The following is a 17,538-nucleotide window of genomic DNA, read 5'->3' as shown; positions in this document are numbered from 1 at the left end:
GGCGTACACGTGAAGTGAGTTCAGGAAGTCGGTCGTGCGGTGATGCGGAACTGCGTGAACGTGGCCGCCCCGGCGTGTCCCCCACCGGGCGGCGCAAGTGCGAACAGGCCGAGCAGCGCGCCGACCCAGCGCCAGGGCGTGGCGGCGAAGACCGGCCCGGAGGGCTGCCACCCCTCCCCCACGTCGTACGAGAAGCGGCAGCGCGCCCCTTCGCCGACCTCGACCCTCAGCCGCGCCCGCCCCTCGGGAGCGACCCGCGGATGGGCGGCATCCCGCTCCCTCCCCCACTGCCCCAAAGGCGTGGGAGGTGCCCCCATCGCGACGGTCTCGGCGAACCGGTGCACGAGATGCACCTGCCCGTCGGTGCCCCGCTGGAGCCCGATCCAGCTGAACGCGTCGCCGAGCACGGCGAGTCCGGCCCGGGCGCCCGGCGCCTCGCCGGACAGGGCGAGTTCGACCTCGACGGTGGCGGGGGTCCCCGGCAGCCGCTGCGTGAGCACGTTCGGCAGCTTGCGCAGATCGTCCAAGTCGGCCGTCCGTACGCAGGTCAGCCGCAGCCCGTCGCCCGCGTGCCGAGTCGCCCAGCCGTGCTGCGGGTTGGCCGTCCACTGCCACTGGCGCCCGAAGCGTCCACCGGGGAAGTCGTCGTCGGTGGCGGGTGCGGACGGCGGCTGAGGCGGCAGGTCGGGCTTCTTGTATACGTCGACGGGGGTGCCCTCGTCGCCCAGTACGGGCCAGCCGTCCGTGTCCCAGCGCATCGGCTGGAGGTGGACGACCCTCCCGTACGCGCCCTTCTCCTGGAAGTGCGCGAACCAGTCCTCGCCGGACGGGGTGCGCACCCAGCCGCCCTGGTGGGGGCCGTTGACGTCGGTGCCGCCCTGCTCCAGCACGATCCGCTCCTCGTACGGCCCGAAGAAGCCGCGTGAGCGGAAGGCGCCCTGCCAGCCGGTCGCCACTCCCCCGGCGGGGGCGAAGATCCAGAACCAGCCGTCGTGCCGGTACAGCTTCGGCCCTTCGAGGGTGAACCAGCCGGGGATGCGGTCGCCGTCGACGATCACCTTGCCCTCGTCGAGCAGGCCGGTGGCGTCGGGCCGCATACGGTGGCCGGTGAGCCGGTTCTTGATGCCGGAGCGGGACTTGGCCCAGGCGTGCACGAGATACGCCTCGCCGGTCTCGTCGTCCCACAGGGGGCAGGCGTCGATGAGTCCCCTGCCCTCCTTGAGCAGGTGGGGGCGGGTCCAAGGGCCGCGTATCTCCGGGGCGTTGACCTGGTAGATGCCGTGGTCGGGGTCGCCCCAGAAGATCCAGAACCGGTCGTCGTGATGCCTCAAGGCCGGCGCCCACACTCCGCAGTCGTGCCGGGGTGTCCTGAACTCCTTTGCGGGTTCGAGGAGTTGGAGGGCGTGTCCGACGAGCGTCCAGTTGACCAGGTCGCGGGAGTGCAGCAGCGGCAGGCCGGGGACGCGGCCGAAGCTGGAGGCGGTCATGTAGTAGTCGTCGCCGACGCGGATCAGGTCGGGGTCGGACCAGTCGGCGTTCAGGACCGGGTTGCGGTAGGTCCCATCGCCGAGGTCGGCGGTGAAGGCGGGTGCGCTCTGGCTGCTCATGGGCTCACCGCCTTGCGGACGAGAGCCGCGGCTTCGCCCCGGTCGAGGCGGCCGTCGGCGATGACGGTGACGACTCGGCGTACGACCGTTTCGCCTGCCGGGATCGGCAGCCGCGCCTCGTGGGCGAGGGAGGAGCCGACGCCCGGGTACTCGGCGGTGCGCACGAACCACGGGTCGCGGCGGGTCTGTTCGGTGGCGCCGGCGAACACCAGGGTCCAGTTGGCGCCCGCGAGGGCGAGCCAGTCGGCGCGCTCGCCGTGCACCGCGTCCTCGCCCTCGGTGCCGTGGGTGAACACGGCGGGCGCCTCGGCCTCCTTGCGGGCGCGCCAGAAGAAGCCGCCGTACGCGGCGCCGGGGCGTCCGTTCGTGGCCGGGCTGCCGATCGACAGGGGGCCGTCCGTGGTGTTGGTGAGGGAGAAGGTGAAGTCCAACGCCCAGGCGGCGTCGGTCAGTTCGGTGGCCGCGACCGTACGCCGCTCACGCAGCAGCTCTCCGCCCGTGGCCATCCAGCGCAGTTCCTCCACGAAGCCGTCCGGGTCGCTCAGCTGGAAGCCCGCGTGCCGCTGGGCGCCGTGGTTGTCGAGCTCGGTGGGGCCCTGGTCGCGGACGTAGGTGCGACCGCCCCAGAAGTTGTGCCCCTCGACGTCGGGAACGGCGACACCGACGCCGAGGTGGTGTGCATGGTCGGCCGGGCTCAGCTCGGTGACCGCCGTGCCCGCCAGGGTGGTGACCGGGTGCAGATACGGACGTGGGGAGAGCCGGGCGGACAGTTCCGGCCGGGTGATGTAACGGCCGACGGGACGGCCCGCGATCCGCAGGACCAGGGAGTCGTCTCTCATGTGCTCACCTCGTTCGGGAGCGCCCAGGGGGCGCCCAGCTCGGAGTAGAGGGAGAGGGTGTCGGCGGCGGCCCTGACGAGCGCGTCGATACCGCGGACGACCCGGCGGTTCTCTTCCGGCAGCAGGTACCAGTCATCCTCGGGGAGGGCGACCGGATCCGGCGCCTGTCGAATCGCTTCAACGACCCACATGAACGCGCCCGTCGATTCGGGCGGCACCAGCAGCTCGGCCCGGCCTTCGAGATGCTCGACCAGGTTCTCCAGCAGGTCGGTCCTGCCGTACTCGATCTCCTCGGGGCCGCGCCCGGACCGCTGGAGGAGCACCCGGTCCTGCTTGTACCAGAAGGTGATCCGGCCGCTGGTGCCGTGCACGAGGACGTACGGCTCGTCGGGCCGCTCGGCGCACAGGGTCGCGGCGACGGTGACCCGGCCACCGGCCTCGGTGGTGACGCGTACGCAGGACGTGTCGTCGGACTCGATGGCGTTGGCCCGCAGCAGCTCGGCCTCGATGGCGGTGATGTCCTCGGCGCGGGTGGAGCCGTCGAGCGCGAGGGCGGTGGCGACAGCGTGCGCGAGGGGGTTGGTCAGCGCACCGTCGACGACGTCGGCGCCGTTCAGCGTGCGCCGCCCGGCCCAGGGGGCGCGACGGTAGTACTCCTCGTTGCGCGCCCAGGCACCGGCCGCCCCGACCCCGGTCACCTCGCCGATCGCGCCCTTCGCGACCAGCTCCCGGATCGCCGGCACGGCGTGTGAGCCCAGCGACTGGAACCCGATCTGGCACACCACCCCGGCCGCCGCGACCCCGTCGGCCATCCGGCGGAACTCGGCGTACGACGGCGCGGGCGGCTTCTCCAGCAGCAGGTGTACGCCCTTGCCGGCGGCGATCAGTGCCAGGTCGGTGTGGGTGTGGATCGGCGTGCAGATCACGGCGATCGCGGCACCGGTGGAGTCCAGCAGCGCCCCGAAGTCGGCGGACTGCTCCGGCAGTTGACCGGGGGCGGCGAAGGCGTCCAGCTCCTCCTCGGTGAGCGGCGTCAGCTCGCAGATCCCGGCGAGGCGTACGAGGCCCTTGTCCTGGAGGCGGCGGATGTTCTTCAGATGCCAGCGGCCGTGGCCGCGCGCTCCCGCGAGGACGATCGGCACGGGTGAGGTCATCGGCACAGGTGTGGTCATGAAATCCTCCCCGCTCCCGCGCCGCGCGCCACGTCACGGTCGGCCCGCTGGGCGGTGTCGATCTTCCCGTGCAGGGCGGGCGTCCAGCCGACGTCGGCGGTCAGGTCGCGTTCGCTGCCGGAGTTGTACGCGTTGTTGATGGCCGGCAGGTCGACCGGGTAGCCGTTGAAGAGGCTTCCGGTGGCGTGCAGCGCGGTGCCGTTCCAGCTCTTCAGCACGTCGGCGGCCTCGATGTGGCCGGGTGTGGTGAAGGCGTTGTTCTGGGCGTGGATGGCCGACTCTGTGCCGACGCCCCAGGAGTAGCGGTAGTCGTGGGCGTCCTCGGGGACGACGTACCGGTTGTTGTAGACGTGCACCTGTCCGAAGCGGACGCGCGGGGCGCGCTGGACGACGGACTCGAACTCGTTGTGGTGCAGGGTGACGCGGAGCTTGCCGCGGTCCCCGGTGGCCGTGTCGCCGTTGCCGATGAGCATCGCCTTGTCGTGGTCGGCGAACCGGCTCCAGGAGACGGTCACCAGGTCCGAGGCGTTGGTGATGTCCAGCAGGCCGTCGTGGCGCAGGTAGTTGCGGCCGAAGTAGGTCGGCTCGTCCTCGTCGAGGTGCCCCTTGTCGGAGAGCGTGACGTGGTCGATCCACACATGCGTGGCGCCGCGCAGCCACAGGTTGTCGTAGGCGGTTTTCCAGTCGCCGAGGCCACCGGAGTTGGGCTGCCAGGCGGGGAAGCAGTCGTAGGCGTCGCGGAGTTCGAGATTGCGGACGATGACGTTGTCCGCGCCCATGAGCTGGAGGCCGGCGCCCTTGAGCACAGCCTTGTCGCCGAGGCCGACGATGGTGGTGTTGGAGCCGACGGCCAGTTCGACCCGCTCGGCCTGGCGCGCGGCCGACGCCTGCCGCGCCTCCTCCTGCGGGCCGCTCGGCTTGGCGGAGCCCCAGGTGCGCGGGTCGTAGGCGGCGAGGTACTTCTTCAGGTCGTAACCGCCGGTCGCGTAGTCCTCGCAGTCCAGCCGCTTCCCCGCGTCGTCGGTGTTGGCGTCGATCGTCCCCGCGATCTTGATGATCTTCGGGGTCGCGCTGCCGCCGTCGAGGGCGCGGACCAGCTCACTCCGGTTCCGTACGGTGAAGACGTGGGCGTCGTCGGCGGTGGAACCCCCCGGGGTACCACCGTCGGCCGCTGCCCAGCCGTCGTCCGGAGCCAGGGTGTCCCGGCTGATGTCGCGGGTCCCGGCCCCGGCCGGAGTGCTGAGAGCCAACCCCAACACCCCTGCCAAGGCGATGAGCTGGAGCTTTCTCATCCCTTCACCGCCCCGGCGCTGAAGCCCGTGATCAGCCACTTCTGGATGAAGGCGAAGACGATCACGACGGGTACGGCCGCGATGATGCCGCCCGCGGCGAGTGCGCCCAGGTCGACGCTGTCTGCGCTCATCAGGCTGTTGAGGCCGACGGGGATCGTCTGCTTGTCCTGGTTGCTGAGGAACATCAGGGCGAACAGGAAGTGGTTCCAGGAGTGCACGAAGGCGAAGGAGCCGACGGCGATCAGTCCGGGCCGCAGCAGCGGCAGGACGATGACCCTGAAGCCGGTGAGGCGGCTGCAGCCGTCGACCCAGGCGGCCTCTTCGAGGGAGTACGGGACGTTCCGGATGAAGCCGCTGATCAGGATCATCGACAGCGGGAGCTGGAAGACGGTCTCGGCGATGATGACGCTGCCCAGCGAGTTGATCATCTGGAGCTCGGCGAAGATCTGGAACAGCGGAACCAGGAGCAGTGCGCCGGGCACGAACTGGGAGCAGAGCAGCGCCAGCATGAAGGCGCGCTTGATCTTGAAGTTGAAGCGGGCGAGAGCGTAGCCGCCGGCGAGCGCGACGAGGGTGGTCATCACGAGGGTGGCGATGCCGACGTAGACGCTGTTCTCGAAGTAGGTCCCGAAGCTGCGCTCGGTCCACACCTTCTCGAAGTGCTGGAAGGTCATGGGCCAGGGCACGAGCGAGGTGGAGCCGGGCTCGCGCAGGGCGAACAGGAGGATCCAGTAGAAGGGGATGAGCGTGAAGAGCAGATAGGCGCCGAGGGGGAAGTAGATCTGCCAGCGCGGGACTTCGTCCCAGGCACGGCGCCGCTTGGCCGGGCGCTGCGGTGCGGGAGCCTCGTCCTTGGGAGCGGGCGCCGTCATGGTGGCCTGTGTGGTGCTCACTTGTCGTCACCTCCGAACTTGCTCAGCCGCAGATAGACGATCGAGCAGAAGAGCAGAATCACGAACGCGACGGTGGTCAGGGCCGACGCGTAGCCGAAGTTGTGGGCATCGACGCTGGTGTTGGCGATGTAGAGCGGGAGTGTCGTCGTGGCTCCCGCGGGTCCGCCGCCGGTGAGGGTGTAGAGCAGGTCGACGTTGTTGAACTCCCACACCGCGCGCAGCAGCGTGGACAGGATGATGGCGTCCTTCAGGTGCGGCAGCGTGATGTGCCAGAACTGCTGCAGGCGACTCGCCCCGTCGACCTCGGCGGCCTCGTACAGGTCCTTCGAGACGGACTGGAGGTCGGCGAGGATGAGGATCGCGAAGAAGGGCACGCCACGCCAGAGATCGGCGATGACCGCCGCGGGGAACACGGTTGAGGTGTCGGACAGCCAGCTCGTGCCGTAGTCACCGATACCCATGTCCGCGAGGTAACGCGTAATACCTGTCTGGGAGTTGTAGAGCAGCACCCAGATCGCGGAGGTGAGCACACCGGAGACGGCCCACGGCGAGAAGACCATGGCCCGGCCGATCGACCGTCCCACGAAGGTCTGGTTGACGATCAGCGCGAGCGCCAGGCCGAACATCAGCTGGAGGCCGACCTCGACGACGACCCACTTGGCGCTGAAGATCAGCGTGTCCCAGAAGATCGGGTCTTCGGTGAAGGCGTGCACGAAGTTCTCGAAACCCGCGTAACCGTTCCGCCACGGCTTGGTGGGGTTGTAGTCCTGCAGGCTGTAGTAGAAGACGCTCAGCACCGGGTAGGCGATGAAGCCGAGCATCAGCAGTCCCGCCGGGGCGATCAGCAGATACGGGAGACTGCGTGGCGTGGCTGAGCCGCGGCGCCGCCGGGGTGGCGCGGGCTTTTTCGCCACGGCTGCGGCTTGGGCCATGACTGTTCTCCGTTCTCGGGGGTGCGGGTGGTGCTGTGCGCGCTCGCTCGTGCTGTGCGCTTGGTGCCCTGTGCTGGTGCGCTTTGGGTGCGCTGTGCTTCGCGCTTTGCGCTTGGTGGTTCTGTGGTTCGCTCAGCCCGCGTACGGGTCCGGCACCTTGCCCGGCTTGGCCAGGAAGGCGAAGTCGCAGCCGGTGTCGGCCTGGGTGATCTGTTCGTTGTAGAGCGCTCCGTAGCCGCGCTCGTACCGCTCGGGCGGCGGCGACCAGGCTGCCCTGCGTTGCTCCAACTCCTCGTCGGCGACGTTGAGTTGAAGGGTTCGCGCCTCGACGTCGAGGGTGATGGTGTCCCCGGTCCGTACGAGGGCGAGCGGTCCGCCGATGTACGACTCCGGCGCCACGTGCAGCACACACGCGCCGTAACTGGTGCCGCTCATCCGGGCGTCGGAGATCCGCACCATGTCCCGTACGCCCTGCTTCAGCAGGTGGTCGGGGATGGGCAGCATGCCGTACTCGGGCATGCCGGGACCGCCCTTGGGACCGGAGTTGCGCAGTACCAGCACGGTGTCGGCGGTGATGCCCAACTCCGGGTCGTTGATGGTGCGTTGCATGGTCTTGTAGTCGTCGAAGACGACCGCGGGACCGGTGTGCTTGAGCAGATGCGGCTCGGCGGCGATGTGCTTGATGACGGCGCCGTCGGGGCACAGGTTGCCGCGCAGCACGGCGACCCCGCCCTCGTCGGCGACCGGGTTGGAACGGGGGCGGATCACGTCGTCGTTGTGGACGAGCGCCCCGTCGAGCTGCTCGCGCATCGTGTCGTACGAGACGGTCGGCCGGTCCAGATGCAGCAGATCGGTGATCCGCGACAGGAAGCCGGGCAGCCCGCCCGCGAAGTGGAAGTCCTCCATCAGGTACGTCCGGCCGCCGGGCCGTACGTTCGCCAGCACCGGCACCGTACGGGCGATCCGGTCGAAGTCGTCCAGCGTGAGCCGTACGTCTGCCCGCCCGGCCATGGCGATCAGATGGATGACGGCGTTCGTGGAACCGCCGAGCCCCAGGACGGTCGTCACGGCGTCGTCGAAGGCCTCCTGAGTGAGGAGGTCGGACAACTTCCGGTTCTTGCGGACGAGTTCGACGATCCTGAGGCCGGAGGCCGCAGCCATCCGGTCGTGCCCGGAGTCGACGGCGGGGATGCTGGACGCGCCCGGCACGGTGACGCCGAGAGCTTCGGCGGCGGCCGTCAGCGTCGATGCCGTGCCCATGGTCATGCAGTGGCCGGGCGAGCGGGCGAGTCCGCTCTCGAGCTCGGTCATCTCGCAGTCGCCGATGAGCCCGGCGCGCTTGTCGTCCCAGTACTTCCACATGTCGGTGCCGGAGCCCAGGACTTCGTTGCGCCAGTGTCCCGGCAGCATGGGCCCGGCGGGCACGAAGACGGCCGGCAGATCGACGGACGCCGCGCCCATCAGCAGCGCGGGCGTGGACTTGTCGCAGCCGCCCATCAGCACGGCCCCGTCCACCGGATACGACCGCAGCAGCTCCTCGGTCTCCATCGCGAGCATGTTGCGGTAGAGCATCGGGGTCGGCTTCTGGAAGGTCTCGGAGAGAGTGGAGACCGGGAATTCGAGGGGGAAGCCGCCGGCCTGCCACACGCCGCGCTTGACCGCCTGGGCGCGGTCCCGCAGGTGTACGTGACAGGGGTTGATGTCACTCCACGTGTTGAGGATCGCGATGACCGGCTTGCCCAGGTGCTCCTCGGGCAGGTAGCCGAGCTGGCGGGTGCGGGCCCGGTGGCTGAAGGACCGCAGGCCTTCGGTCCCGTACCACTGGTGGCTGCGCAACTCCCTTGCGCCGTCGGCTGTTTCGTCTGGGCCGCCCTTTTGTCCTCTGTCGGTCATATGGACCACCCCGCGGCGATGGCGGCGACTTCGGCGCGCTCGGCCTCGGGCAGCAGGTGGCTCGGCGGCCGGACCTCGCGACGGCACAGGCCCAGCGAGGCCAGGGCCTCCTTGACCACGGTCACGTTGTTGGCGGAGCCGTTGGCCGCGCGCAGCTCCTCGAAGCGGCGGATCTGCTCCCACACCTTCATGGCGCCCGCGTAGTCACCGGATCGAAGCGCTTCGATCATGTTCAGCGAAACGGACGGGGCGACGTTCACAAGGCCCGAGGTGAAGCCGGTCGCACCCGCCGAGAAGTACGAGGGCGCGTACGGCTCGGCGAGCCCCGCCACCCAGACGAAACGCTCCAGCCCCGCGTCCCGCGCGAAGGCGGCGAAGCGGGCCGCGTCCGGCACGGCGTACTTCACGCCGATGACGTTCGGGCAGTCGTCGGCCAGTTCGGCGAGCCGGGTGCCGAGGAGCTGCGCGTTGCGGATGTACGGGACGACACCCAGCTCGGGGACGGCTTCGGCGATCGCCCGGTGGTAGTCGGCCCAGCCGGCCTGCGCCACGTACGGATGCACCGGCTGATGGACCATCACCATCTGTGCCCCGCAGTCGCGGGCGTGCCGCGCGGAGGCGACGGCGGTCGGCACGTCGTGCCCGACCCCGACCAGGATGACGGCCCGCTCGCCCGCCACGTCGATGGTCAACTCCGTGACTAAGCGGCGTTCTTCAGGGCTCAGTGCGTAGAACTCGCCGGTGTTGCCGTTCGGCGTGAGCGTGCGTACGCCGCCCTCGAGCAGGCGGCCAAGCAGGGCGCGGTGGCTGTCCTGGTCGACGGTGCCGTCCTCGGCGAACGGGGTCACCGGGATCGCCACCACATCGGCCAGCGCCGCCCGCTCCGTCTCGAACGTCGGGCTGCTCACTTCTGCTCACCCTCTCCCTGGGCCTCGGGGAAGGCCCGGTGCACGAACGACGCGATGTGCGAGTGCAGGGCGCGGGCCGCGCCGTCCGAGTCGCCCTCGAGCGCGAGCCGCAGGATCTCCCGGTGCTCGCCCGCCTCCCGCTCCCAGGAGGGGTTGGCGGCCCAGGCGACCGCGGAGACCAGGGCGGCCTGGTCACGCACTTCGTCGAGCATCCGGCCGAGCAGCGGGTTGCCGCAGGGGACGTACAGGGCGCGGTGGAACTCCCGGTTTGCCAGGGAGCGTTGGGCGGTGTCCGTGGCGGCGTCCGCGCGTTCCAGCGCCTCGCGCGCCGTGTCGAGGGAGGCCCCGCGCTGCACGGAGCGGCGCAGTGCCTCCGGCTCAAGGAGCAGCCGCACGTCGTACACCTCGCGCGCCATGTCCGCGTCCACCATGCGCACCGTGACGCCCTTGTACTGGTTCATCACGACGAGCCCCGTACCGGCCAGGGTCTTCAGGGCCTCCCGCACCGGGGTCTTGGACACCCCGAACTGCGCGGCCAGCTCCGTCTCGACCAGGGCCTGACCCGGCGTCAACTGCCCGGTGAGGATGCGGTGTTTGATCCCCTCCAGCACGTACTGCGTGCGGGACGGAATCGGGGTGGGCACAGAGGTCATGCGCGCCTCTCGGATCTCATCGATCACTTCACGTGTCGGATCACGGGATCGGAACGCACATATCTCGTGCATCTGATCTCGCGTATCGCGTCTCATATATGACGTACGAAGTACGACGCGTTGAAGGTAGGAGCGCGCTGATGTTTCGTCAACGCTTCTGACAGAAGTTGTTCGCGCTGACGCTCAACAGATATCGGAGCCGGGCTCGCCCCGGGGATACGGAACCTTTCGTTCAGCCCCTTGCCGTCCAGCTCAGACGCTCAGCCCCTTGCCGTCCAGCTCGGATCGCGGCCGCTCAGGCCGATCAGGCGGTCCAGGAGAGGGGCCTCGTCCGGTACGGGCACGGCCGGGCCGAAGATGCCGGAACTGTCCGGTTCGTCGGCTGCGGGGGCAAGGAAGTCGTGGGACACCTGGAGGGCAGCGGCGTCGGGTGCGTAGTGCTGACCTGTGGCTCGAGCCAAGTCCCAGCCGTGGATGACGAGTTCGTTGGTGGCGACGAGACCCGCGACCTCGCCGGGGAGGTCGACGCCGCCCGCCCGGGTCTCGCCGGCCCAGGCGGACGGGTCGCGCCAGGCCTCGGCCAGTTCGGCGAGGAGCCTGGGGAGTTCGGTGCGCCAGTCGGGCGTGACGTCCGGCAGTGAGGAGCCGGGGTCCGTGTCTGTCGTCGGTCCCAGGTCCTTTCGGCCGGCGTCCCGGAAGGCCCGTGTCAGACCGACCAGGTGGCCGAGAAGATTGCGTACGGCGTACTCCGGACAGGGCGTCGGAGCGCCCAGCTGCTCCTCGCGCACCGCCTCCGCGAGACGCGCCACGACCAGGGCCTGCGGCCCCAGGTCAAGCGTTGTCGATGTCGTACCAGCCATGCTCGGCTCCTCTCCTGATCACGGGCTCACGGTCGCCGGGTTGTGGTCCGACTTGTAGCCCCGTCCTGTAGACCGTCGGCCGTACGAAAAGTCATCGAACCCGCTCCGGAGATCATGCTCAGGCAGCTGGTCAGGCCTTCGAGCTGCCGCGATGCTCGGGGTATCCGGGACGCTCGGTGTCCGGGACCGCGAAGGGGAGCCACGCCATGAAGGCGATCGTTCAGGATGTCTACGGATCAGCGGATCTTCTGCAACTGCGCGACATCGACCGCCCCGTCCCCGAGGACGACGAAGTGCTCGTCGAGGTACGCGCGGCCGGCGTCGGCCCCGAGGTGTGGCACCTCATGACGGGCCGGCCCTATGTGGCCCGGGCGGCCCTGGGACTCCGTAAGCCCAAGAATCCCGTACGGGGCTGGGACGGCGCCGGACGGGTCGAGGCGGTCGGCGCGAAGGTGACCGACTTCAAGCCGGGCGACGAGGTCTTCGGCAACTGCGAGGGCTCATTCGCCGAGTACGCGTGCGCCAAGGCCGAAAAGCTCGCCCACAAGCCCGTCAACCTCACCTTCGAACAGGCCGCCGCCCTCCCCGTCTCGGGCATGACCGCCCTCCAGGCCCTGAGCGGCAAGTCCCGCCCGAAACCCGGCCAACGAGTCCTCGTCATCGGCGCCTCCGGCGGCGTCGGAACGTACGCCGTCCAGCTCGCCACGATGTACGGCGCCGAGGTCACCGGCGTCTGCGGCCCCACAGCCGCGGACTTCGTCCGCTCCCAGGGCGCCACCCACGTCATCGACTACACCCACGAGGACATCACCGACGCCCCCCACCGCTACGACGTCATCATCGACAACGCGGGCCTCCGCCCCCTGCCCGTCCTCCGCCGCGCCCTCACCCCCCGCGGCACCCTGGTCATCGTCGGAGGCGAGGGCGGCACCGGCTTCTTCGGCGGCATGAGCCGCGGCCTCCGCGCCGTCCTGCTCTCCCCCTTCATCACCCAGAACCTCCGCAACCTCATCTCCATCGCCCGCCGCGAGGACCTGCTGACCCTCAAGGACCTCGTCGAGAAGGGCAAGATCACTCCGGCGATCGACCGTACGTATCCGCTTGCCGAGGCGGCTGCTGCCATCCGGCACCTGGAGACGGGGCATCCTCGGGGGAAGCTGGTGGTCACCGTCTGACGGCCCGATCAGAAGGTTGCGGGTGCCCTCAGCTCAGGCCCAGCTCACCCGCTCCGGCTCTCATGGGTCGGGTATCAACCCTGCCGCTGAGGTTCCTCGCGGTGACGGCCGCGCTCTACGGGCTCTCGGCCATCGCTCACACCTCCAGCACCAACCGCTCTCCTTCCGGTGCACGCGAGACGCAGGGCAGCATGGCGCCGGCCGCACGTTCGGTGGCGGTGAGCCGGCGGTCACGATGATCGACCTGGCCATGGGCCACCCGTACCCGGCAGGTGCCGCAAAACCCCTGGCGGCAGGAGAACGGCAGGTCCGGCAGGGCCGCGTGGAGAACATCCAGGGCGGAGCGGTCGTACGGCACTGGCAGAATCCGTCCGGTGTCGCCCAGCTGAAGTTCGAAGGGACGGCCGTCCGTGATCGGGGCCGGGGCGAAACGCTCGAAGTGCAGGGCTGACGCGCGGCTACCGCCGAACGCGCGCCGAACGCCGTCGATCATGGGCGCGGGCCCGCAGCAATACACCGCACCCGCCGCCGGGCTCAAGCTCAACAGATCGGCTGCTTCGGGCACGCCGGATTCGTCGTCAGGACGGATGGAGACCCGGCCAGGGGCTGCGGCCGCGAGTTCGGCCAGCTCTGCCGCGAAGGGCATCGAGCCGCGGTTGCGGCCGGTGTGCACGAGCCTCCAGTCCAGCCCGCGTCGGGCGGCTTCCCGAGCCATCGGCAGGATCGGGGTGATTCCGATGCCGCCCGCAATGAGCAGGATGGATGCTTCGGCGGCGAAGGGGAAGGCGTTCCGGGGCCGCCCGGTGATGGCGACCCGCATACCGTCCGTGAGGGCGTCGTGTACCTCGGCCGAACCGCCTCCGCCGTTGGCGATGCGGCGCACCGCGATGCGGTACCGGTACCGGTCGGCGGGGTCGCCGCACAGTGAGTACTGCCGCTTGCGGCCGGAGGGCAGGTGCAGTTCGATGTGGGCGCCGGGCTGCCAGGGCGGGAGTGTTCCCCCGTCGGGTGCTGCCAGCTGCAGGGAGACGACGTCCTCGGCCTCCTGGTACTTGGCGGCGACCACCAGTTCCCGGATCACGGGCGTCTCGGTGGTCGGCGGGCGCCTGGGAGGAGTGCCGCGCCGCGCGAGGCCCGTGACCGCCTTGTCGCTGAAAGCCGCCAGCTTCTGCATGAAGGAGTCGCCGCGCGGCCTGCCGTACAGGTCCGGCGGCCGAGTGACGGGTGTGCTGATGTCCATGGGGTGCCTCACTGGTTGCCGGGTCATCGGGCAGCCGCTCGGGCAGCGGGGGACGCCGCCAGGTAGGCGACCGCCTGCTGAGTCGAGCCCTCCTGGGTCGGGTGGTAGCCGGGGCGGAAGTAGCGCAGCACCGAGCGGGCGAACGCGCCCGGCCGGGGCAACAGGTCCTTGCGGGCCGCGGCCAGGTAGTCGCGGAAGCGGACCTTGACCCGGTCGTCGAGTTCGGGGTCGGCGCTCATCAGGAAGCGGACTCCGCGGATCCACAGCCGGGTCAGCACCGGAGCGGTGACCAGCATGCCGACCACTCGGCGCCGGTACCGGGGATCGAGGTGCACCAGCAGGTCGAACGCGACCGAACGGTGTTCGACCTCCTCCGCGCCGTGCCAGCGGAACAGATCGAGCATCGCGGGGTCCGCGCCGGCCTGGTCCAGGTGCCCGTTGCTGAGAATCCAGTGACCCATGTACGCGGTGAAGTGCTCGAAGGCCGCTATGAGGGCGAGCCGTTGGAGGAGGTGCGCGTGTGTGGCGGCCGACGTCAGCCCCGGCCGGTCTCCGAGCACCCTTCGGAAGATCCATTCGGACTGCAGGGTGTACGGAGCCGGGTCCAGCCCCTTGGTGAGCAGGTGCTCCAGGACCTCCTGGTGCGCCTCGGCGTGCATCGCTTCCTGGCCGATGAAGCCGCGTACGTCCTCGCGCAGCCGGTCATCGGTGATCAGTGGCAGTGCCTGCTCGAAGGTGCGCACGAACCAGCGTTCGAGCTCGGGGAGCATGAGGTGGAGCACATCGAAGGTGTGGGTCGCGAAGGGCTCCCCCGGCAGCCAGTGCAGCGGGGTGGTGCCCCAGTCGAAGGTGACGTCCCGGGGTTGCAGCACCAGGTCGTGGTGGTCGATGGGCTCGGACGGACGTTCCAGGTGGGCACGTGCGGCTCGGAACATGGCAGGTTCCTCCTCCGTCAGCGATCGGTGTGTGCGAAGGGGCGGTCAGGCAGTCGTCCAGTACTGCTGGTCTGTTGGGCTGTCAGATCGGGTGCGCGGTGTGGTCTGGATCGCGGCGGGAGCCGTCTTCGACGCGGTGGGCGAATTCCGCGATCCGGGACGCGATCTCCTCGGGGTGGCTGAGCTGTACCCAGTGCCCGGCGTCGATCGGGCGCCGCTGTATCCGGCGCGTCCAGTGCTCCACTCCGTACGACAGCACCGGAGTGACGCAGAAGTCGCGCGTGGGGATGATGAGTTGAACCGGGACGGTGGTCGACCGGTCCCGGGGACGCAGCAGGCGGGGCAGCATGTTGGCGCGGTACAGCGCGGTGCCGGACACTGCGTCGCGGGCCAGTGTCGGCGCGGGGTAGGGGGTGTTCCCGGGCACGCCTTGGGAGCCGGTGAGGAAGGTGCGCCAGCGGTGTCCCAGTGCTCTCCAGGTCAGGGCGGGCAGGAGCGGAAGATGGAAGTAGGCGATGTACCAGGACCGTGCGGCCTGCCGCAGCATCTTCGGCAGATCCGGATGCCGCGGTCGAAGGCGGGCCCGGATCAAGTGGCCGACGTGGTCCAGGCAGGGTCCGGAGATGGAGGTGAACGAGGCGATCCGCCCGGCCAGGCGGGTACCGGTGACCGACTCCCAGGAGTGGATCGATCCCCAGTCGTGTCCGACCAGGTGCACCGGGCGGTCGGGGCTCACGGCGTCGAGAACCGCCTCCAGGTCGGCTTCCAGGCGGGACATCCGGTAGGCGCGCAGACCCCTGGGCCGGTGGGAGGCACCGGCTCCCCGCACGTCGAAGGCGGTGACGTGAAAGCGGTCGGCCAGGCGCTCGGCGACCGGGCGCCACACGGCGCTGGTGTCCGGATAGCCGTGGACCAGCACCACCGGAGGAGCCGTGGACGCTCCCCATTGGTAGGCGGCCAACTCCACGCCGTCCGCCGCGATCCGGCGGGCGGCCGGGCCGGTCATCGGCCAACACCGGCAGGGGTCAGGTAGCCGTAGTTCAGACCGCCGTGGAGGAAGCTGGGCAGCACCGGCCACTGCCGCTTGAAGGGGGCCAGCTCCGAGGAGGGCAGGATCTGGAGCCAGCGCGGATCGCGCCGGCTGGGGTCGGCGAGGGTCTTCTCCTTGACCATGGAGTCGTACTGGTCGAGGGAGTCCTCCAGAGTGTTGGCGTTGGGCACCACCTCACGGCCGTAGAACGCGGCGTGGCGGCGCACCCCGGGGATGCGGGAGAGCTCGGGCTGCCAGTTGTCGGCCGAGATGCCGTTCTCGGAGGAGACCCACACTCCGTCGGGGGTGTTCAGCACCAGGGAGTGGTTGCCGTCCGTATGGCCGGGGGTCCACAGCAGGCTGACGCCGACACCGAGTTCGACATCGCCGTCGAAGGCGGTGATGCGCCCGTCCGGTACTCCGTCCATGCCTCCGTCGACGTACCAGGCCCACTGCATCGGATGCATCGATTCGAAGGTGCCCAGCTCCTTGCGGTGCACCAACAACCGGGCGCGCGGGAACAGCGCTTCTCGGGGCGCCCGTTCGCCGGGAACGGTGCTGGTACTTCCCATGATCATGCGCACGTCCTGGACGTGCAGGTGGTCGAAGCTGACGAAGTCCACGTCCTCGGGTCGCAGACCGCAGGAGGGCAGGACGGTGTTCGGATCCTGGTAGTAGCGGGCGAAGACGTGCTCGGTGAGAAAGTCCCCCGCCAGGCGCTTGAGCTGGGCGTAGAACGGCGCTTGAGCGGTTCCGGCGGCGACGGTCGGCTCCCACACCAGTGTTTTCGGCTCACCGTCGAAGCCGTCGAACTGCACGACGAGCATCCGGTTGACAATGCTCACGAACGGGTTGACGGCGAGGGCGGCGCCGTGGAAGCCGAACCGGGTCGGGTACGGGGCGGCGGCGATGTCGAAACTGCGGACGGCGTGGATGCGGCCCTGCTGGACGAACCGCTCACGGTAGGTGGCCGCGGCGCGGCGCACGGCGCGCAGCCGGTCACCGCGGGGCCATACGTCGTGGACACCTTCGAATTCGGGGATGGGACGCGGAGCGGCCGCGTCCTGGGCCTTCTTCGCGCTGGGCGCCGGCTTGGGCGTGGTGGTCACGGGCTCATCCTTCGGGACGGCGGGCGGTCCGGGTGCGCTGCTCGTAGGCCGCGCGGACCGACCGGTCGGACAGGGCGGCGAGCTGGTCGGGGACAAGGAGGTGATGCAGGGCGTCGCGGGCACGGCCCGGCAGCAGCGCGGCCAACCGGGTCAGGGCGGCTATCTGGCGTGGAACGAAGACCTCGAACCGCGGGCGCAGCACGACGTCGAGCACCGCGTCGGCCACCTGATCTGTCGTCAGGCGTCGGGTGGGGCCGGTCGCGGTGCCCACGGCCAGCTCGGTGTCCACGACGCCGGGCATCACCAAGGACACGTGCACGCCGGTGCCGCGCAGTTCGGCGCGGACGGCTGTGCTGTAGCCGTGGATGGCGTGCTTCGTCGCCGCGTAGGTCGCCTCGCCGGCCGGGGCGACCTTGCTGGCGGCGGAGGCGATGTTCACCACGTGGCCGCGACCGCGTTTCCGCATCCCCGGGATCACGAGTTTCATCCCACGCAGTACGCCGTGGACGTTGACGTCGAACTGGCGCAGGGCGGCTTCCTCCGGTTCCTCCTCGAAGGGGCCCACCCACATGATCCCGGCGTTGTTGATCAGTACGTCGATCGGCCCCAGCTGGGTCTCGACGGTGCGCAGGAAGTCCTCGAAGGAATGTGTGTCGGTGACGTCGAGAGACAGCCCGAGCAGTCGGCCACCGGGATGCGCGCCGATGGCACCAGCCGTCTCCCTGGCAAGCTCCGCGTCGAGATCGCCGATCGCCACGGCGGCTCCGGCCGCGGCGAGCCGGGCTGCGACGGCACGCCCGATTCCGCGGCCCGCCCCGGTGACCGCGATCACTCGGCCGGTCAGCGGTTCTGTGCCGGGGAGCCTGTCGCGGTCTCTCCGGCTGAACGTGTACGGGTACCTGGGCGGTGCTGCCAAGGTCGAGCCCCTTCCTTGCCCTGAGCATGAGCGGAACGCCGAGTGGCAAGCGGCCCTCATACGCGTCTGACACGATGCCATGTC

16 protein-coding genes are annotated in these 17,538 nt (G+C 69.9%); 1 reads left to right on the top strand and 15 read right to left on the bottom strand.

Features of this window, described 5'->3' with window-relative positions:
* Positions 1–20 precede the first annotated feature (20 nt).
* The 10 genes from ACGFNK_RS13360 to ACGFNK_RS13315 form a co-directional block, all read right to left on the bottom strand.
* Positions 21–1,607: a family 43 glycosylhydrolase gene (locus ACGFNK_RS13360; RefSeq protein ID WP_393415332.1), complete on the bottom strand. Its 1,587-nt coding sequence runs from the start codon at positions 1,605–1,607 to the stop codon at positions 21–23.
* Positions 1,604–2,446, bottom strand: coding sequence for a PmoA family protein (locus ACGFNK_RS13355; RefSeq protein WP_393415329.1), 843 nt, complete (start codon positions 2,444–2,446; stop codon positions 1,604–1,606). The genes ACGFNK_RS13360 and ACGFNK_RS13355 overlap by 4 nt, the downstream gene beginning before the upstream one ends.
* The gene (locus ACGFNK_RS13350) at positions 2,443–3,618 is read right to left on the bottom strand and encodes a Gfo/Idh/MocA family protein (protein ID WP_393415326.1); all 1,176 of its coding nucleotides are present in this window, start codon (positions 3,616–3,618) and stop codon (positions 2,443–2,445) included. The genes ACGFNK_RS13355 and ACGFNK_RS13350 overlap by 4 nt, the downstream gene beginning before the upstream one ends.
* Entirely contained in the window at positions 3,615–4,910 is a 1,296-nt protein-coding gene (locus ACGFNK_RS13345; protein ID WP_393415323.1) for a polysaccharide lyase family 1 protein, read from the bottom strand. The genes ACGFNK_RS13350 and ACGFNK_RS13345 overlap by 4 nt, the downstream gene beginning before the upstream one ends.
* Positions 4,907–5,782 (bottom strand): carbohydrate ABC transporter permease, encoded by an 876-nt coding sequence (locus ACGFNK_RS13340; protein ID WP_386346411.1) that lies wholly within the window; start codon positions 5,780–5,782, stop codon positions 4,907–4,909. Before ACGFNK_RS13340 ends, ACGFNK_RS13345 begins: the two co-directional genes overlap by 4 nt.
* A gap of 17 nt (positions 5,783–5,799) precedes the next feature.
* Positions 5,800–6,735: a carbohydrate ABC transporter permease gene (locus ACGFNK_RS13335; protein WP_393415320.1), complete on the bottom strand. Its 936-nt coding sequence runs from the start codon at positions 6,733–6,735 to the stop codon at positions 5,800–5,802.
* Between the two features lie 132 nt (positions 6,736–6,867).
* On the bottom strand, positions 6,868–8,628 hold the full coding sequence (gene araD, locus ACGFNK_RS13330) for an L-arabinonate dehydratase (protein ID WP_393415317.1): 1,761 nt from the start codon (positions 8,626–8,628) through the stop codon (positions 6,868–6,870).
* Positions 8,625–9,536, bottom strand: a complete 912-nt coding sequence (locus ACGFNK_RS13325; protein ID WP_393415314.1) for a dihydrodipicolinate synthase family protein — start codon at positions 9,534–9,536, stop codon at positions 8,625–8,627. The genes araD and ACGFNK_RS13325 overlap by 4 nt, the downstream gene beginning before the upstream one ends.
* The gene (locus ACGFNK_RS13320) at positions 9,533–10,189 is read right to left on the bottom strand and encodes a GntR family transcriptional regulator (RefSeq protein WP_393415311.1); all 657 of its coding nucleotides are present in this window, start codon (positions 10,187–10,189) and stop codon (positions 9,533–9,535) included. Before ACGFNK_RS13320 ends, ACGFNK_RS13325 begins: the two co-directional genes overlap by 4 nt.
* Positions 10,190–10,449: 260 nt before the next feature.
* Complete coding sequence (locus ACGFNK_RS13315; RefSeq protein WP_393415308.1) at positions 10,450–11,049, bottom strand: TIGR03086 family metal-binding protein; 600 nt, start codon at positions 11,047–11,049, stop codon at positions 10,450–10,452.
* 206 nt (positions 11,050–11,255) lie between these two features.
* Here ACGFNK_RS13315 and ACGFNK_RS13310 point away from each other — a divergent pair, with 206 nt between their 5' ends.
* Positions 11,256–12,224 carry an NAD(P)-dependent alcohol dehydrogenase gene (locus tag ACGFNK_RS13310; protein ID WP_393415305.1) on the top strand — a complete coding sequence of 323 codons (969 nt, stop codon included), beginning with the start codon at positions 11,256–11,258 and terminating at the stop codon, positions 12,222–12,224.
* A 136-nt stretch (positions 12,225–12,360) separates the two neighbouring features.
* Here the strand turns inward: ACGFNK_RS13310 and ACGFNK_RS13305 are convergent, their stop codons facing one another.
* The 5 genes from ACGFNK_RS13305 to ACGFNK_RS13285 form a co-directional block, all read right to left on the bottom strand.
* Positions 12,361–13,464, bottom strand: a complete 1,104-nt coding sequence (locus ACGFNK_RS13305) for a PDR/VanB family oxidoreductase (protein WP_393415302.1) — start codon at positions 13,462–13,464, stop codon at positions 12,361–12,363.
* Between the two features lie 23 nt (positions 13,465–13,487).
* Positions 13,488–14,399, bottom strand: coding sequence for a metal-dependent hydrolase (locus ACGFNK_RS13300; RefSeq protein WP_393415299.1), 912 nt, complete (start codon positions 14,397–14,399; stop codon positions 13,488–13,490).
* A gap of 82 nt (positions 14,400–14,481) precedes the next feature.
* The gene (locus ACGFNK_RS13295; RefSeq protein WP_393415296.1) at positions 14,482–15,405 is read right to left on the bottom strand and encodes an alpha/beta fold hydrolase; all 924 of its coding nucleotides are present in this window, start codon (positions 15,403–15,405) and stop codon (positions 14,482–14,484) included.
* On the bottom strand, positions 15,402–16,538 hold the full coding sequence (locus tag ACGFNK_RS13290; RefSeq protein ID WP_393415293.1) for a hypothetical protein: 1,137 nt from the start codon (positions 16,536–16,538) through the stop codon (positions 15,402–15,404). The genes ACGFNK_RS13295 and ACGFNK_RS13290 overlap by 4 nt, the downstream gene beginning before the upstream one ends.
* A 4-nt stretch (positions 16,539–16,542) precedes the next feature.
* Entirely contained in the window at positions 16,543–17,454 is a 912-nt protein-coding gene (locus ACGFNK_RS13285) for an SDR family oxidoreductase (protein WP_393415290.1), read from the bottom strand.
* Positions 17,455–17,538: the final 84 nt, after the last annotated feature.

This window comes from Streptomyces sp. NPDC048825, assembly GCF_043198355.1.
Taxonomy (GTDB): Bacteria; Actinomycetota; Actinomycetes; order Streptomycetales; family Streptomycetaceae; genus Streptomyces; species Streptomyces xiangluensis.
This window is presented reverse-complemented; position numbering and strand designations above follow the sequence as displayed.

Coding starts and splice junctions, on each gene's coding strand:
- ACGFNK_RS13315 (WP_393415308.1), bottom strand. CDS start 11,049: ATGGCTGGTACGACATCGACAACGCTTGACCTGGGGCCGCAGGCCCTG.
- ACGFNK_RS13310 (WP_393415305.1), top strand. CDS start 11,256: ATGAAGGCGATCGTTCAGGATGTCTACGGATCAGCGGATCTTCTGCAA.
- ACGFNK_RS13345 (WP_393415323.1), bottom strand. CDS start 4,910: ATGAGAAAGCTCCAGCTCATCGCCTTGGCAGGGGTGTTGGGGTTGGCT.
- araD (WP_393415317.1), bottom strand. CDS start 8,628: ATGACCGACAGAGGACAAAAGGGCGGCCCAGACGAAACAGCCGACGGC.
- ACGFNK_RS13300 (WP_393415299.1), bottom strand. CDS start 14,399: ATGTTCCGAGCCGCACGTGCCCACCTGGAACGTCCGTCCGAGCCCATC.
- ACGFNK_RS13320 (WP_393415311.1), bottom strand. CDS start 10,189: ATGACCTCTGTGCCCACCCCGATTCCGTCCCGCACGCAGTACGTGCTG.
- ACGFNK_RS13335 (WP_393415320.1), bottom strand. CDS start 6,735: ATGGCCCAAGCCGCAGCCGTGGCGAAAAAGCCCGCGCCACCCCGGCGG.
- ACGFNK_RS13295 (WP_393415296.1), bottom strand. CDS start 15,405: ATGACCGGCCCGGCCGCCCGCCGGATCGCGGCGGACGGCGTGGAGTTG.
- ACGFNK_RS13350 (WP_393415326.1), bottom strand. CDS start 3,618: ATGACCACACCTGTGCCGATGACCTCACCCGTGCCGATCGTCCTCGCG.
- ACGFNK_RS13355 (WP_393415329.1), bottom strand. CDS start 2,446: ATGAGAGACGACTCCCTGGTCCTGCGGATCGCGGGCCGTCCCGTCGGC.
- ACGFNK_RS13305 (WP_393415302.1), bottom strand. CDS start 13,464: ATGGACATCAGCACACCCGTCACTCGGCCGCCGGACCTGTACGGCAGG.
- ACGFNK_RS13340 (WP_386346411.1), bottom strand. CDS start 5,782: ATGACGGCGCCCGCTCCCAAGGACGAGGCTCCCGCACCGCAGCGCCCG.
- ACGFNK_RS13360 (WP_393415332.1), bottom strand. CDS start 1,607: ATGAGCAGCCAGAGCGCACCCGCCTTCACCGCCGACCTCGGCGATGGG.